Source organism: Acinetobacter sp. NyZ410 (assembly GCF_022828975.1).
Classification (GTDB): domain Bacteria; phylum Pseudomonadota; class Gammaproteobacteria; order Pseudomonadales; family Moraxellaceae; genus Acinetobacter; species Acinetobacter guillouiae.
This window is the reverse complement of the sequence record NZ_CP094620.1, coordinates 1,738,354-1,753,509: the sequence shown is the minus strand read 5'-3', so window position 1 is coordinate 1,753,509 and position 15,156 is coordinate 1,738,354. Positions and strand designations below refer to the sequence as shown.

Sequence of the window (15,156 nt, the reverse complement as noted above, 5' to 3'; positions counted from 1 at the left end):
TAACTTTTCATAATAATCATTCATCATTCTTATAACTTAAGCAGCTTAATTTACAACGACTTAATGAGAATGTGAATTCAAATGAAGATGTTTATGCGAAACATCGTCATCTTTTCGGATACAACAGCCAGCGACATATTCACTGGAACCATCTGAGTAAAACTCTTCCTTCCAGACTGGAACTTCATGTTTTACACGTTCTACAGCCTCTTCACACGCCATAAAAGCTTCTCTTCGATGCGGCGCATAAGCCACTGCGATGATTGCTTTGCCTCCGATTTCTAGAGCGCCAATTCTATGAATGACCTGAATATATGATACTGCATATTTGTTTTGTATTTCTTGCTCAATTGCACGAATCATTTTTTCAGCAATGGGCGTATAAGCAGTATATTTTAGTGCCTTAACACTGCGACCTTCATGATGATTTCGAACCGTTCCAATAAAAATTCCAATACCACCACACTCAGGAAAATCATCGATGGTTTTAAAATCATCTAAACTCAGATCCGTTTCCTTAATCCGAAATCCATTTGTCATGTTAGCCTCCTGCTACAGGGGATAATAAAACCAATGTACAATGGTTTGTTAATCGATGTCGACGGGGAATAATTTCTTCACCAATCGCACATGCGCACTTCTCTAAAAGACTAGCGCAATCAGGATATTGATCAGAAATTTGCTGCAAAATTTCTGAGACCATACTATTTTCAACACAAGAAAAATTTAAATCTTTAGGTAACAGTCTTTCAATTGCACCATAAGTTTCAATCTTAATTTGAATCTCTGCCATTTAACACCTTTACTTAACCATAGCGCCACAATGAGTATTTAGGGTGAACTAACTTGATTTTGAATGACTGAATATATGTAATTCTTCACGGTATAGTCTTAACTCCTGTTCTGAATTAATGCTATGGAAACTTATAGGACTTTCGTATTTAACGACTTGTGGCTTTAAATCATCAAAGCACTTTCGAATACTTAATTGCTCGTTAGCCAAATGCTTTTCAAGCGTAGCTAAGCTGTCTCTTTTCAACAAGCAAAAGGGGTAAAGGTTTTGTTCGTTTATAGAGATAAATACAGCTTGAGAATTTTCTGCCTCCAATAAAGTTTGATGCATTTTTGATAAGACATCTTTAGGGATAAAAGTAATATCACAAGGAATAAACAGAATATAATCTGTAGTTACATGTGCCCATGCGCTTTTCATTCCCATTAATGGCCCTAAAAATCCCGCCTGATCATCTGAAAAACAGGCTATTTCAGCGATGATCTCCTGATAAACAATACAGTCCTGATGACTATTTACCCAAATTTTCGCAACCTCATCACAAAATTGACGATAGATTTTAAGCAGTTGCATTTCATGATCAAACTGCTGCAAAAGTTTGTTTTTACCTTGCATCCGTCTAGCTTGACCACCAGCTAAAATGACTAAGTCAGTATTTGGATATTGAGACATTTTATTGTTACCCAAGCGTATCAGACTCAAAATACTAAAGACGAATGAACTCAATGAATTTGGGGCAATTTTCAGTATTGTTAAACACTGGAATTCGACCAATGACATTCGCTTCACTTAAATTACTTAGCATATGCGATTGCTGTTTTTTGAGTTTTGAAACACTAAGTTGCCCTTGCTCATCAACATTCAGTTTCATACGCAACAGTTGTTCTCGACTATCACCCTTTACAGCTTCGCTTAAGCTTGCCTTCTCCCATTCTGGTTTGGCTTCTTTTAAACCTTGCATTGCTTTAAGCAAAGTCAACACATGGATTTCTAAACAAACAAATACTGCTGCTGGATTACCCGGTAACCCTAATAAATAGGAAGTCTGGTTTGGTTTTTTATATTCAGCAAAATAAATCGGTTTGCCTGGTTTCTGAGCAACTTGCCAAAAAATTTCATTTGCCCCTAATGCAAGAGAAACAGGACGAATCAAATCATAATCTCCAACTGAAACCCCGCCAGTCGTGATAACTAAATCGTAATGATCTAATGCATTTGCTAAAGCCTTTTTCAAGACAATTTCGTCATCTATCACATGTTCTAAATGGATCGAGTAAAAACCTCTTTCCTTCAACCATGTTAAAACCATTGGCGAATTCGCATCAAAAACCTGAGCGCTATTATCAAGACTTTTGCTAACTTCATCGCCTGTAATCAGTACAGCAATATGAGGACGGTTAAAAACACTGACCTCTTTTACCCCTGCCATACTTAGTGATGCAACTAAGCCACTTTTTAGATATTGGCCCTGCTTTGCCAATATTGTCCCAATAGATAATTCTTCGCCTTGATAACGAATATCCGTCCCTTTGTTAAGCGCTTGATTTAAGCTAATTCGGCTATCTAGTTTAGATACTATTTCTTGTCTGGCAACCGTATCAGCCGACTCTGGTAATTTACCGCCTGTGAAAATTCGAACACATTGTCCAGACTCGATCTGGATATATTCTTCAATACCTGCGCGTATTTCTCCAACCAATTCAAACACGGTAATACCAGCAAGAATATCTTCACTTTTTAAGGCATAGCCATCTACTGCACTCTGAGTAAATAGAGGTAATGCAATCTCAGACAGAACATCTTGTGCCAGATAATGTTGATGTGCTTCTACCAGTGGCAGAGTCTGAACCGCTCGCGGTTCAACCGTAGAATAAGCTGCCAATGCTTGATCTAAACCTATTAATCCTTGACCAGAACAACTCATTCATAACCTCCTGGGTGTGGTAAGTCTCGACATACATCAAAGATATGCACCAAGGCAGGTAAAATCGCTGCCATAGATTCAGATGCGCCACCACGGCTTCCTGGTAAAGTAATGACCAGTGATCGGTCAATAAAACCAGCAACACCACGAGACATTGCAGCATAAGGTGTCCGTCTTTGACCAAAAGCACGTGCTGCTTCCATCAGGCCATTCAGCTCTCGTTCCAATAATGGTTCTATCGTATCGACAGTAATATCGCGCTTACCTATGCCTGTCCCACCCACCGTAATGATGCATCCATAAGATTGCACCAATTCTGAAATCAATTGTTTTAATTGCAAAGGCTCATCAGCGATGATTTGATAGTGAATTGGATCAAATCCAGCCTCAGTTAAGGTTTCAACCACAGAACGTCCCGCAGTATCAGGTTTTTTACCAGAAGCGACGCTATCTGATAAAACAATGACTGCAGCTGATACAGCTTGTCGAAGATGGCGTTTATAGTGCGATTTCCCGCCCTTTTTCAATTCAAGTTTGCAATGACCAATCATCAGTTCATCTGGTTCACAATGCGGTTTCAACATGTCATAAATCGTGAGCGCAGCCAGACTTGCGGCAGTTAAAGCCTCCATTTCAACACCAGTTGGCGCAATCGTTTCTACGGTTGCCGTAATCTTGACGTGATCTGCTAGTATTTCAAAATCGACATCAGCTCGATAAATAGGTAAAGGATGACAAAGCGGAATAAGCTCATCAGTACGTTTGGCTGCAAGAATCCCTGCGATTCGTGCTGTTTTTAGTGCATCGCCTTTTTCAGTATTACCCTCTGCTAATAATTGTAAACAATGCGGAGGCGCGAATAACTCTGAACTTGCAGTAGCAATACGATAACTCTCAGGCTTCATGCCTACATTTTTCATAAAAAATCCTGTCAATTTAAATAATACACAACTTCACAATAAGCGATTCATTTCAAATAAAAAAAGCATATACAATTCTATCTCTATGTATAAAATCAACCGCCAATAGAATGCATACTAATCTTACGAATAGGTGCAGCTTGGTAAGCAATATATCCTGCCTTTTTTTGCCAAACCGTATCCAAAATTGTTGCTATCAATTGTTTTCCCTGAGCTTTATCCAATAAATGTCGAACAGAAATACCTGTATTGGCAAACAAACATGTAAATAACTCACCGGTCGCGGTTAAACGCAAACGATCACAACTTTGACAAAAAGGCTTGCTGATGGTGGAAATAATACCCAGTTTAAAACGTTGATTGAGTGTATATATTGTGGCTGGGTCATTATTTCGCTCTAATTTATCGATGCGAAAATGTGGCGAAAGTATATTGATAATGTCATCCTCAACCACGACTTTCTCACGCTTCCAATGCTCAGGTTGATCCAATGGCATGTATTCAATAAATCGTAGTTCAAAGTCATTTTGATAAGCCCACTCAGTTAATGACAATATTTCCTGATGATTCTGTCCATACAGCAAAACACAGTTGAGTTTAATTGGGATATTTGCAGCGTTTGCCGCCTCAATTCCTTTTAATACAGGCGTTAAGGGTTTTTGAGTCATTTTAAAAAAGGTGGCTGGATCAATACTGTCTAAACTTATATTTAGATCATCAAGCCCAGCTTGTTTTAGCTCAACTGCATATTTTTCTAAATAATAAGCATTCGTCGTCATTGAGACACGCTGTAAACCTAATGGTCTTAACGTATTGAGCGTATAAATAAAATTCACGAGCCCTTTTCGCATCAACGGCTCGCCACCCGTTAAGCGAATTTGAGTGATGCCAAGCTTAATCATCACTTCGCAAAATCTATAAAGTTCTTCAAAACTTAAAATATCCTGTTTAGCTAACCAGCTCGGATGATCAGGCATACAATAACTGCATTTAAAGTTACATCGATCAGTCAACGAAATTCTTAGTTTTCTTTTGTGTCTTTGAAACTGATCAACTAATTTCGATTCAGGTAAATGTGCTGATAAAATAGATTCAAACTGGCTTTTTGTTTCAGAGCTTATGCTTACAGAGCTTTGTTTTGATACCTTCATCGTTTTATTTCTCAGCACTTAAAAACAGTTTTGCTTCGTTAAAGTTGCGTGGCAAAAATAGATAAAACCAGCAATAACGCCTAATCTAGGTACCCTACACTTGCTCATTCAAAGCCTAATCAACCTTTCTTATTGAACTTTGTTGTAAAACCAGTCCGTATGGCCTTGTTCAGCAATATCATTCACAGATCAACAAACTCGTACCTAAAACCTATCATACAAGCCATTCATCTTCTACTGCCAAGCCCCGATAAATCGATGAAATCTTTTAATCTTCTTTGATCCAAAACGTGGTCGTATTTACCAACGCAAAGGCAAACATAATAGAAACACACCATCCAGGATATCTTGGAGCAAAAGATATCTTTTACGTTGGCAATCTCAAAGGTGTTGGTCGAATCTTTCAACAAACTTTCATCGACACCTACAACAAAGTCGTTCGTAAGCTCTATACAACGAAAATACCGATTACAGCAGCAGATCTTTTTAAATGATCCTGTATACCATTTTATCAGTCACAGGATCTACCAATGCTGCGTATCCTGACAGATAGAGGTACTGAATATTGCGGTAAGGTTGAACAACATAATTATGAGCTATGTTTAGCCATCAATGATATTGATCACACAAAAACAAAACCAGCACTCCCACAAACGAATGGAATATGCGAGCGTTTCCATAAAGACGATCTTGCAAGAGTTTTATCAAATTACATTTAGGAAGAAGCTATATAGTACATTAGAGGAATTACAAGCGGCTCTAGACGTTTGGCAAAATTCTATAATACTGAACGAACTTATCAGGAGAAAAATGTGCAGTGGTCACACACCACTAGAAAGATTACTTGAAGGGAAGCGAATTTAGCCTGAAAAGAATCTAGCTCAAATTTAACCTGACAGACACACTAAAAAAGGGTAACTGTCAGATCAGGTTTGAGCGAGTACATGTAAATTTAACAGAAGTAATTTCTGAGCCATTTCTAATAAAACTTAGTGAATTTAACAAAACAAATATAATTCTTTAACTTTACCTATTTCAAATAGCATCTTTATTAAAATCTTTTCTCCATTGTATTGGGCTCATACCAAACCAAGTTTTAAATGCTCGGTTGAAAGAACTTTGTTCGTTATAAGCGAGCAAAGCTGATATCTCATTAATGTTCAATGACCTGTCCTCAAGGTATTGTAATGCCAGTCCTTTTCTAACTTGGTTAAGACGTTGCTTAAATGTATAACCTTGTTTTTGTAATTTGTATTGAAAAATTCTCGTAGGAAGACCTACTTTTTTGGAAACATATTCAATATTGATATTACCTTGATGAATAGCTTTGATAATATTTTGTTGCACCAATTCATCAAATGAATTCACTTCTGGTAGCTCAATCAACAAAATGTCTGCTTGCCTATTTAAAATATTTTTTAAAACAGGATCAGCCTTATTTATGGGCAACTCTAAATTACTTTTCGCAAAAAGCATTCTTGTTCTATTTTTCGAAAACTCAATATTACAATCAAAATATTTTTCATAAGTACGTGGATTTTTGGGTCGATCGAATACAAACTCCACTTTGTTCAACTTCACAACATTGGGTGCTACAATGATGTTTACAATATTAAAAAATATAGCAATCATTGTCTCATCCGCTAACTTACCTGCTTTAAAGTTTGCATCAAACTCCCATGACACAACAAGGCTTTCATCTTCAATAGAAACTTCCATTTGCATAAAATCATAACAAAGCCTTTGATATTTAATAAAAAAAGGCAGTGCATCATATAAGCTTTCACATGATAAGCCGATGTATCCTAAAATACCTAAATGTGAAGGTTTTACATATCTAGCAATTTCTAATCCTAGAGATGGTCTATTATATTTTTCTTCAATTGCTTTCAACATTGCTAACCATTCAGTGAATGGAATTCGTTTGTCTTCATACAAATTGTTTGCAATTTTAGCGACATTTAAATTTTTTTTTAAAATAAAAAGCTCTAACAAATCAATTAAACCGCTCGTCACAGACTTTAAACTATAAATACGCTTCATCTTTAATTTTCCCTGTACATCTAAAAAAGATTAATCGCTAAGCATCAGATTTTATTAGAACATATAGAACTATACCAAGGTTCTATATCATTAGCTAAATGGGTTCAGATTTCTCTGAAAGTGAATTGCATTACCATCATCATCAAGGAAATCAAAGCTAAGTGTATATAAATTATCATTTTTATTAAGTTCACCAGCTATTTCATAACGTTTAGTTGAATACGGGTAGCACATCATGTCCATTTCTGATTGTATATATTTTTTTTGAGAAAGACTTTCAATTTTTAAGTTGATCAATGAAGCATGATAAGGCGTGGGATTTTCACACTCGATATAATTTTTTTTATCTTGTTCAACGATTTTGAAATGTATTTTTTCTACAATCATTTCAGGCAACATTTTTGCGATCTGTTTAGGACGATAAAATAATTTAAGCTGAGTATTCATTGCTAAATTCATATACGCAGCTTGATCGCTATGGCGCTTAATCATTGGTATTTCATATAGATTTAACCAAAAAACAGTCTCTCTATCGTTTGGTAGAGCCTTGCCATTATACAAAATTCTAAGCCCGTGAATGTCATTTGATGCGAGTTTTACAAAAGGTGGTAATATTAGAAACGGCATATTATTAATATCAGGATCCCCTTCTCCTTGATCAACCCATGTTTGTAGAATAATAGGATAGTCATTAGTATTTGCTAACATTAGACTTTGCTCATGCTCACCGTCCTTAAAAACTATCCGTGTTTTAGCAGCCAATACCCCAGCTTGACATAGAAATGAATAAAACAAACAAATACATAATAGTGTAAATTTTGTTATTTTCATTACTGCACCTTAACTAATACATATGCTGTGGAATTAACTTTTCCAGCTTTAATCGGTTCAGTTCCAGGTAGTTTTTTTAAGATTGCGGTAAAATTATGTAGATAATGCGTATAGCCTGATTCTGTTGATGCCCCTGTTTGTGCTCCACTTAGTACAGGATACCAACCTGCAGCTGTACCCCCACCTGCTAAACCTGGCTGACCAACAAAATTCATATCTGTCCCAGTATTTGTGTTTTTTAAGAAAATTCCTACACCTTTTGCTGATTGTGCATCAGTATAATTATCTGAGAGTAAAGCAGTCACACCATTTTGGGCATTTACTAAACCTAATTGTTGTGCTGCTGCAAATGCACCATTTGAAGTCTGTATTCCAATAGCAGTCTGATTACTTGCTGTACCTGAAGTAACTTGATTGGAACATTCAATAGATACATTAAAGTTCTCTTGTACAGATTGATTTGCACCAAGCGCTAGAGTATTAATCGTATTGAAAAAAACAATAGGAGTCGCATTGCGAGCAACACAAGTTGGCTGATTCGAAAGTGAGTTTCCAGTGCGCATTCCATAGCCTATCCCATTATTTACTCCCCAAAATCTATAATTTGTATTCGAATCTTCTCCAACATTATCACTGGTTAAACCTGGTCCTTTTAATTGAATATATGCATTAGGCTGTATACAAGTATATGAACCCACCGTGATTTGATTGTCTATACCAGTTCCACAATAAGCGCTACCTGAACCAGACTGAGGTGCTAAACGGCTAACTCTATAGAGTTCTGCATAAAGCGATGGGATATCTTGTAGTCTAATTCGTATTTTACTTCCGACAGTTTGGTAATTTTTGACCGGCAAGGATTTCCAATAGCGAGTTAAAACTACCCCATCCATTGTTTGTTTAAGACCAACATACTTATAGTAAGTTGCATATACATCGGGAAGTCCATCATAGAGTCCACCCAAATCCCAATAGCCCCCTACTCGATCATCGCCATTTGTAGCAACCAAAAATTGGATATTCGGTAAATCTGTAAGGTCACACTCCCAAAATACTGTCGAAGCATTCGCTCCACCATAGGTATAACTTGTTGGAGGGACAACAGTACTCCCCATTAAACTCCCAACAGGTTGTAAATATAAACTGGTTAAGTTTACTTTTCCAAACACAATAGGTGCAGTAGTACCATCAGTTGCTAGAAAGTTTCCCACTTTTGTACAGTTAGCATGGGCAAAGATAGATAAAAAGAATCCCAATAAAATTAATATTTTGAATTGTATGCGGATCATTTCAACTCTCCAGATTTACACGTTTCTTCCAGACGAATAATCGTTTGTTTAAGAAGTTCATCATTCAGCTGATAATGAACATCACATTTCTGATCTGATTCTTCGCCCCATTTGACAGTTAGAACCCCTTGCTTTGCTGGAGTACGAATATACATTTGACCACTTTGCCCCACCATTCCAATCACATTATTTTGCGAATCAATTACATCAGCACCTAAAGGAACAAATTCATCAGCATCCAATTTTGCTTGGATGAGTAATGGATAACCCATTCTGGTTTTAAACATTACTTTTACCGCTGCACCAGCATAGGGAACAATACGTTGATCATTTGTTTCAATCTCAACACGATCAGAAATGCCTTTTGGTTCTAATGAAATATTGTTATAGCGATAAGGTGTAATTGCAGGAATCAGCGCATAACCTTGATGATTAATTCGTGTACCTTGACCATTGAAGAGTCGTGCACCTTCAGCACCTTTGGCTTCAACTAAAGCAAAAGTTTCACCAAGGTATGGACCAAATGTGATCCCTCCAGAATGCATCGCTAATGCGCCTTGCAGATTAGTTGAAACTTGCCAGTAGTTATCACTCATTGAAGCATTTAGACCTAAATTACTATTGTCTAGACGTTTATTGAGATTTGTATTCCAAGTCGTCACTTGCATATTTCGATCATGGCTGAGACCTACTGCATAATTCAGTGATTGATCCTGAGTTAAAGAACCAGACAATGTACTTTGATAAAACTCTTTAGCGTTTTCAGAATGTGAGTAAGCTAAATCTAAATTCGGTAAATTTGCTTTTTTGTATCGTCCTAAAGGAAAGCTCAAGGAAAGATTCACTGAGGTATCTTGACGATTATCAAGTAGCTTTGAATCTATTTCATCAAATCTATTGTTGATGATATTGTCATAAGCATAATGTTGTCGCATTACAGCCAGATTGAGCGTCAAACCATTTTGAAATGCTTTGCCGTATCCAATTTGTGCCTGCACATCATTATCACGACCATCACGGTAGTTTTGTGCTGATCCTGATAAAAATAATATCCCGTAATCACCAAGGCTTTGGTTCAGTGTAATTTCAAAACGGGAGCGTTGTTGGTAAGTCGATGACTCCCAACGATAACCATGTTTATAAGAATTCCTCAGCCCAATAACATCGCCTAGATCTCTATATCCTTCAGTTGAATAACGATAGCCTGCTAAAGATACTGTCGTGCTGGTAGGCTGAAAAGTCTTACTATAGGTGAGGTTAGTCATCCAACCTGTTATTATATTTTCATCAGGTAAACTTGCTCTAGAGTAAGTTAAGTTAGCACCAAAAGCACCGATATTTGATGCATATGTTCCACCTAGGAGGCCAGCTTGATAACCATCTGCTAGCCGTAATCCTGAATTTAATGTGACGCTATTACTTATTCCTCGTTGATAAGTAAGATTAGAGAAAAAAGTGTCCTCTCCAATATCACGAGTTTTCCCTACATCTAAGTTATAACGTGAAGCACCTAAACGTAGAGACTCAGGTACAGCTGAAAATGGAACACTAAACTGAGAAATCGTTCCATCAGCTTCTCTAACTTTAACGATTAAATCACCATTAAAATTTGTAGGATATAAATCAGAAATTTTAAACGCGCCTGGCGCTACTGTTGTCTGATAAATCTCCTTTCCATTTTGCAATATAGAAACATTTGCATTGGTTTTAGCTATACCTTGAATCGTTGGTGCATAGCCTCGTAATGAATCAGGTAACATCCTTTCATCGGAACTAAGGCTCAATCCATTAAAACTTAACCCTGAGAAAAACTTTCCAGAACTATAGGTCTGCCCTAAAGTCAGTACACCTTGAATAGGTTCTATAGGGCGAGAAATATAACTACGAATATTGGTCCATTTTGTCCCTATTTCTGGACTATAATTAATATTAGACTGTTGACGATATTGCCATTTTCCAATGTTTACACCACCATTTAATGATACATATGCAGCAGATTGAGTCTGCGAATGGCCCTGTAATTGATATGAAGTATGATAATAATTACCCAGATAATTGATAAAACCAATACTTTCACCCGCATCCCATTGGGATGCATTAACATAGCCTCGTGGAATATTATGCATATCATTTTGAGGGATACTAATATCAAGTCGAAGCTTTTCAAAATTAAAATCTATTGAGCTGGATTGAATATAATTTGATAAGAGAACACATTGATCTTGCTGTTTTTTAATATTTATCAAAATTTGCTCTGAAATTCCTAATTTTTCTATAGCAACTAAATCAAAACATGGTGAAATATTTTTTTGTTGGTCTTCTACAAACTTTAAATCCATACGTTCAATAATTTGCTTGTTAACAAAAACATCCACTTTGTAAAAGCCTGGCAATATATCTTCTTTTTCACTTAGACGTTCTAATAGCTTAATTTGATGATCAGATTGTCCACGGAATAATGCTTGATCAAATATATATTCACCATCGTTATTAACATGATCATTTGCATCGGCAGAATTATTACCACCAATCAAGTAACCTACTAAAAATATAGACAATAAGCTTCTACGGCCAAAATATTCAGCAAACATAATATTATACTCGCTTATTATTTATTCAGAGGAATCTCGTGGACGACTAAAGCACCATAATCATTAACAAGGGTAAGTTTAATTTTTGAATCTTTTAAACTATGCGTATTATTATTTATTACCCAATTAACTTTAGCTTTTGGAGCAATTAAGTCATTTTTTTTCACCACGATTTCGCTATTTCCAGCAATCAAACTTAATTCTTTAATATTCACATAATATTCAGACGAATTTTGAATGTTTAATTGCTTTTTTGTTCCATCATTTTCCAAGGCAAATTGAACTTTTTTATAAGCATCTGCTGTAGAACCTTTCAAATTTTTAGGACGGTAAAAAACCTTGACACGATTCTTAAATACAATCATTAAACGGCTACTATCGCTGTCTTGTTTTTTTAGCGCAGGAAACTCAGAAAAATTCAAATAAAACAGTGACTCAACATCCTTTGAGACATTTTCCTCACCCGTAAATATTAAACGTACAGTTTGTCCAGTATTTGGATTTATCCGGAAAATCTGTGGACTAACAACAAAGGGAGCTTTGCTTTTTTCAAGAGTAGAATCTTCATCCCCTTCATCTAGCCAAATTTGTACAAGGTTTGGATATTGATCTTTATTTTGTAAGTAAATCGTCTTTTCATTTTGGCCATCAGGAAAAATTACACGTGTTCCTGTAAGAACTACACCTGAGAAGGCAGCGGACATTATGGTTAAGCCACCAATCAAAATATGACTTTTTATAATATTGACGATCCACCTACTCATTTTTACCACTCCAACCAAAAAATTGATTGATCTGCTACTTAAGTAGCAGATCAGATAAAACCTTATTGATAGCTTAAGGTGTATTCAACAACTGAGGTCACAGCACCTTGTGTTGCACCACCAGCTTCAGAAATATAACGCGCACCAAAATCATGGCTGGCACTTGTTGCACCATTGAGTAATTTCAAACCTTCAACAGCTGTTGGCCCATTTAGAACAACTGAAGTTGTTCCAGCAGCTTCTTTAGTCAACTGAATCGCAACATTAGTAGCAGGATTAACTGTTGCTACATTGCCTAAATTGCCACTCGTAGTTACTGAGTGACCTAAAAATTTTGTTTTAATATCAAGATCTGAGCTAGGTGCAGTACATCCTGTGACATTAATCGTAAAAGGTGTCAAACCTGCTGTGGCACCAGAAGAAGTTAACGTATTTGCTGATACCGTAGGTAGTAAAACCACGCCATTGGTTCCACCATTGATTGAAGCTTGACAAGTTTGATCTGTAACTTCCCCTTGAAATGTTACTGTAGGCGCAGCATTTGCAACGCCTGTAACCATAATGCTCATAGTTGCTATTGCTAGAAAACGATTTACTAATTTCATAAATACACCTTTAAATGATAAATAAAACCAAATGAAACTATGAGGATAATAATCTTTAAGCGATAAACAATTCTTTACATTTCACACAAATTACTTATACATTTAAAACAAATTTTCTTAAAAATTCAAATATAAATTTATTATTTTAAAAAATTATATACTGAATTCAATTAGATAAATTTACTAAAAATTCACAAGAAAAAGAGTGATAAGTTTAACAAAAATAATAAAATACCCAATACAAGACAAATTATTGAATTTTAATAATGACTTAAAGAAATAAAATGAAATCAATCATATTTATCAAGTTTATTTATCAAATAACTTGAAAAAAAAATATTTTTCAAACTAAAATAAAAACAATCAAACGCTAAAAAGGAAATTACCTGAATGAATTTTTATAAATGTATTACTACAGCCTCAATAATCTTCGTATCAATTAACACTTCAAATGCTCAAAATTTTCAATCATGCGAATCAAAACAACAAGAAATCGAAAGTAAATTAAAAATTGCGATACAACATAATAATAGATACGAAATAAATGGTCTTAAAAAAGCACTAAAAGAAAATCAGATACATTGCAATAATGTGACATTAAAGCAAAAAACAGGCACTAAAATTAAAGAAAAAGAAATTAAAATACAAAAACTTAAATCAGAAATACAACTAGAGCAAAAATCTGGAAATTTAAATAAGATTAAAAAGAAAGAACGTAAAATTAAAGTGTTAGAAAATGAAATAAAAACATTAAAATTTCAATAATTAAAAAGGGAAATTCAGTTCCTTTGAACTGAATTTCCAATATACCTTAAATATTTTCCTTATCTAAACTCATTTTTAAAGTAAAATATAAATATTCATAATCTTTACTTGTCGCTTCTTTCAATACTTTTTTAATTTGTCCATCATTCCAACCTTGATATTTAACTCTCGTTAAGAAGATAGAAATGAGAATAAATGCATGATCACCTTTCCTTAGATAAGTTCGATTATATTTTCGTTTAACCTTTGTGCTTGATTTTGACAAAACAATAATTACTTAAAATAATTGGATGTTAAATTTTAAAATTATTGATTATTGTTTTCTTTACATCTTAAACATTTTGTTTATCATCTAAAACAAAAATGCCAAATACTTAGAAAAATTCTATAAATATAAACACCTTACATTAAAAAAATTAATCATATAATTATTTCAAACCAAACAATCAATTATTGAATTTGTAAACATATAGATACTTTAATTTATCTTAATTAATTGTTTTTAAATAATATTAATCATCTAACAATAAAAAACGAAGCCGTACTCGATGAGGTTTAAATTCCAGTCCAAAATCGTAAAATTATCAATAGTTGTGTTGAATCTGCATAGTTAAACCTTGCCCCCTTACCTTCAAAAAACAATGGAAATTATTATTTTTCGGAATACCATAATTTTTCATACTAACCTTTTCTTTTAATTCCAATAATTTTCGATTCCATAAAAAGATTTCGACCATTTGCAAAGTGCGTAGAATGATAAATTGATTGCTGCACTTTTCATTCCAAGGAATTAAGAGATATTGGATTCACCCAAGAGATATCATTGACAATATTCCAGGCTATAAACATTCGAATGCCTTTACCAACAAACAAAGACTTATTTTAGAATATGCGGAAGCAATTAAATTTTTGTCTGAAAAAATTGAAACGGTTAGAGAGAGTTTAACTGAGAAAGAGCTAGTTGACCTAACGGCAAGCATTTCTTTGATGGAAGCATTAAATAGATTAAGAATCACGCTAGGTGATAGAGATTAATCAAACAATTGATATAGTAAAAACTTCATAGCCCTCACTTAAGGGCTTTTTAGGCAGTTACAAAGACTCTCCATATTCTATATAGCCATCTTCTACTGCAGGAATAATTTCTACAAGCTCAAAATATGGAGTCGAAAATATTTCTGAGTCTCTAAGTGCATCTATTACAAAATAGTATTCCTGTAAAGATGATGTCTCGAAAACTGCAATATCGCTAGCACGAGCATTAAATGCCTCTGCATCATACCAACGTACTTTAACAGATTTATATTTTTTCAATATTTCTTGAATTGTCTTTTCTCCTAAGTTATTACGATATTCTCTGGGCAGTGCAAGCCAAGTAGGTAATGCCTTTAAATGAATAAAAAAAGTAAATATTTTAGACATAGTTTCTCCATTAATTATTGATTTCAATTGATATATGATTTTGCTTGTAATGAGTGAA

Annotated in this window: 14 protein-coding genes and 3 pseudogenes; 3 read left to right on the top strand and 14 right to left on the bottom strand. The window is 34.8% G+C overall.

Going from position 1 to position 15,156, the window contains the following annotated elements:
• Nucleotides 1-60: 60 nt before the first annotated feature.
• The 6 genes from MTO68_RS08245 to moaA form a co-directional block, all read right to left on the bottom strand.
• Nucleotides 61-540, bottom strand: a complete 480-nt coding sequence (locus MTO68_RS08245) for a molybdenum cofactor biosynthesis protein MoaE (protein WP_034614131.1) — start codon at nt 538-540, stop codon at nt 61-63.
• Nucleotide 541: 1 nt separating this feature from the next.
• Complete coding sequence (locus MTO68_RS08240; RefSeq protein ID WP_004820361.1) at nt 542-793, bottom strand: MoaD/ThiS family protein; 252 nt, start codon at nt 791-793, stop codon at nt 542-544.
• A gap of 48 nt (nt 794-841) precedes the next feature.
• On the bottom strand, nt 842-1,465 hold the full coding sequence (locus MTO68_RS08235) for an NTP transferase domain-containing protein (protein WP_034614128.1): 624 nt from the start codon (nt 1,463-1,465) through the stop codon (nt 842-844).
• 34 nt (nt 1,466-1,499) lie between these two features.
• The gene (locus tag MTO68_RS08230) at nt 1,500-2,717 is read right to left on the bottom strand and encodes a molybdopterin molybdotransferase MoeA (RefSeq protein ID WP_244015594.1); all 1,218 of its coding nucleotides are present in this window, start codon (nt 2,715-2,717) and stop codon (nt 1,500-1,502) included.
• Complete coding sequence (gene moaCB, locus MTO68_RS08225) at nt 2,714-3,637, bottom strand: bifunctional molybdenum cofactor biosynthesis protein MoaC/MoaB (protein WP_244015593.1); 924 nt, start codon at nt 3,635-3,637, stop codon at nt 2,714-2,716. Before moaCB ends, MTO68_RS08230 begins: the two co-directional genes overlap by 4 nt.
• Before the next feature lie 95 nt (nt 3,638-3,732).
• Nucleotides 3,733-4,788, bottom strand: a complete 1,056-nt coding sequence (moaA, locus tag MTO68_RS08220; protein ID WP_244015592.1) for a GTP 3',8-cyclase MoaA — start codon at nt 4,786-4,788, stop codon at nt 3,733-3,735.
• 323 nt (nt 4,789-5,111) lie between these two features.
• Between moaA and MTO68_RS08215 the strand changes: the two are divergent.
• A pseudogene (locus MTO68_RS08215) lies at nt 5,112-5,652 on the top strand (integrase core domain-containing protein); the annotation flags it as partial.
• Nucleotides 5,653-5,823: 171 nt separating this feature from the next.
• Here the strand turns inward: MTO68_RS08215 and MTO68_RS08210 are convergent.
• The 6 genes from MTO68_RS08210 to MTO68_RS08185 form a co-directional block, all read right to left on the bottom strand.
• Nucleotides 5,824-6,831, bottom strand: a complete 1,008-nt coding sequence (locus MTO68_RS08210) for an AraC family transcriptional regulator (RefSeq protein WP_004820352.1) — start codon at nt 6,829-6,831, stop codon at nt 5,824-5,826.
• Between the two features lie 90 nt (nt 6,832-6,921).
• Nucleotides 6,922-7,662, bottom strand: coding sequence for a molecular chaperone (locus tag MTO68_RS08205; RefSeq protein WP_244015591.1), 741 nt, complete (start codon nt 7,660-7,662; stop codon nt 6,922-6,924).
• A complete protein-coding gene (locus MTO68_RS08200) occupies nt 7,662-8,951 on the bottom strand; it encodes a fimbrial protein (RefSeq protein ID WP_244015590.1) in 1,290 nt (429 codons plus the stop codon). Before MTO68_RS08200 ends, MTO68_RS08205 begins: the two co-directional genes overlap by 1 nt.
• Complete coding sequence (locus MTO68_RS08195) at nt 8,948-11,542, bottom strand: fimbria/pilus outer membrane usher protein (RefSeq protein ID WP_244015589.1); 2,595 nt, start codon at nt 11,540-11,542, stop codon at nt 8,948-8,950. The genes MTO68_RS08200 and MTO68_RS08195 overlap by 4 nt, the downstream gene beginning before the upstream one ends.
• A gap of 17 nt (nt 11,543-11,559) precedes the next feature.
• Entirely contained in the window at nt 11,560-12,306 is a 747-nt protein-coding gene (locus tag MTO68_RS08190; RefSeq protein ID WP_244015588.1) for a molecular chaperone, read from the bottom strand.
• Between the two features lie 62 nt (nt 12,307-12,368).
• On the bottom strand, nt 12,369-12,911 hold the full coding sequence (locus MTO68_RS08185) for a fimbrial protein (protein ID WP_056515326.1): 543 nt from the start codon (nt 12,909-12,911) through the stop codon (nt 12,369-12,371).
• A 390-nt stretch (nt 12,912-13,301) separates the two neighbouring features.
• On the opposite strand from MTO68_RS08185, the gene MTO68_RS08180 reads away from it, so the two are divergent.
• Nucleotides 13,302-13,676, top strand: coding sequence for a DUF1090 family protein (locus MTO68_RS08180; protein WP_244015587.1), 375 nt, complete (start codon nt 13,302-13,304; stop codon nt 13,674-13,676).
• Nucleotides 13,677-14,231: 555 nt separating this feature from the next.
• On the opposite strand, the pseudogene MTO68_RS08175 reads toward MTO68_RS08180, so the two are convergent.
• Nucleotides 14,232-14,438 (bottom strand): annotated as a pseudogene (locus MTO68_RS08175) (IS1595 family transposase); the annotation flags it as partial.
• A gap of 4 nt (nt 14,439-14,442) precedes the next feature.
• On the opposite strand from MTO68_RS08175, the pseudogene MTO68_RS08170 reads away from it, so the two are divergent.
• Nucleotides 14,443-14,711 (top strand): annotated as a pseudogene (locus MTO68_RS08170) (carboxymuconolactone decarboxylase family protein); the annotation flags it as partial.
• 57 nt (nt 14,712-14,768) lie between these two features.
• Here the strand turns inward: MTO68_RS08170 and MTO68_RS08165 are convergent.
• Entirely contained in the window at nt 14,769-15,098 is a 330-nt protein-coding gene (locus MTO68_RS08165) for a darcynin family protein (protein ID WP_004820336.1), read from the bottom strand.
• Nucleotides 15,099-15,156: the final 58 nt, after the last annotated feature.

Bases quoted from the DNA above. Each gene is read 5' to 3' on its own strand.
- MTO68_RS08245 (WP_034614131.1), bottom strand. From the start codon at position 540: ATGACAAATGGATTTCGGATTAAGGAAACGGATCTGAGTTTAGATGAT.
- MTO68_RS08240 (WP_004820361.1), bottom strand. From the start codon at position 793: ATGGCAGAGATTCAAATTAAGATTGAAACTTATGGTGCAATTGAAAGA.
- MTO68_RS08235 (WP_034614128.1), bottom strand. From the start codon at position 1,465: ATGTCTCAATATCCAAATACTGACTTAGTCATTTTAGCTGGTGGTCAA.
- MTO68_RS08230 (WP_244015594.1), bottom strand. From the start codon at position 2,717: ATGAGTTGTTCTGGTCAAGGATTAATAGGTTTAGATCAAGCATTGGCA.
- moaCB (WP_244015593.1), bottom strand. From the start codon at position 3,637: ATGAAAAATGTAGGCATGAAGCCTGAGAGTTATCGTATTGCTACTGCA.
- moaA (WP_244015592.1), bottom strand. From the start codon at position 4,788: ATGAAGGTATCAAAACAAAGCTCTGTAAGCATAAGCTCTGAAACAAAA.
- MTO68_RS08210 (WP_004820352.1), bottom strand. From the start codon at position 6,831: ATGAAGCGTATTTATAGTTTAAAGTCTGTGACGAGCGGTTTAATTGAT.
- MTO68_RS08205 (WP_244015591.1), bottom strand. From the start codon at position 7,662: ATGAAAATAACAAAATTTACACTATTATGTATTTGTTTGTTTTATTCA.
- MTO68_RS08200 (WP_244015590.1), bottom strand. From the start codon at position 8,951: ATGATCCGCATACAATTCAAAATATTAATTTTATTGGGATTCTTTTTA.
- MTO68_RS08195 (WP_244015589.1), bottom strand. From the start codon at position 11,542: ATGTTTGCTGAATATTTTGGCCGTAGAAGCTTATTGTCTATATTTTTA.
- MTO68_RS08190 (WP_244015588.1), bottom strand. From the start codon at position 12,306: ATGAGTAGGTGGATCGTCAATATTATAAAAAGTCATATTTTGATTGGT.
- MTO68_RS08185 (WP_056515326.1), bottom strand. From the start codon at position 12,911: ATGAAATTAGTAAATCGTTTTCTAGCAATAGCAACTATGAGCATTATG.
- MTO68_RS08180 (WP_244015587.1), top strand. From the start codon at position 13,302: ATGAATTTTTATAAATGTATTACTACAGCCTCAATAATCTTCGTATCA.
- MTO68_RS08165 (WP_004820336.1), bottom strand. From the start codon at position 15,098: ATGTCTAAAATATTTACTTTTTTTATTCATTTAAAGGCATTACCTACT.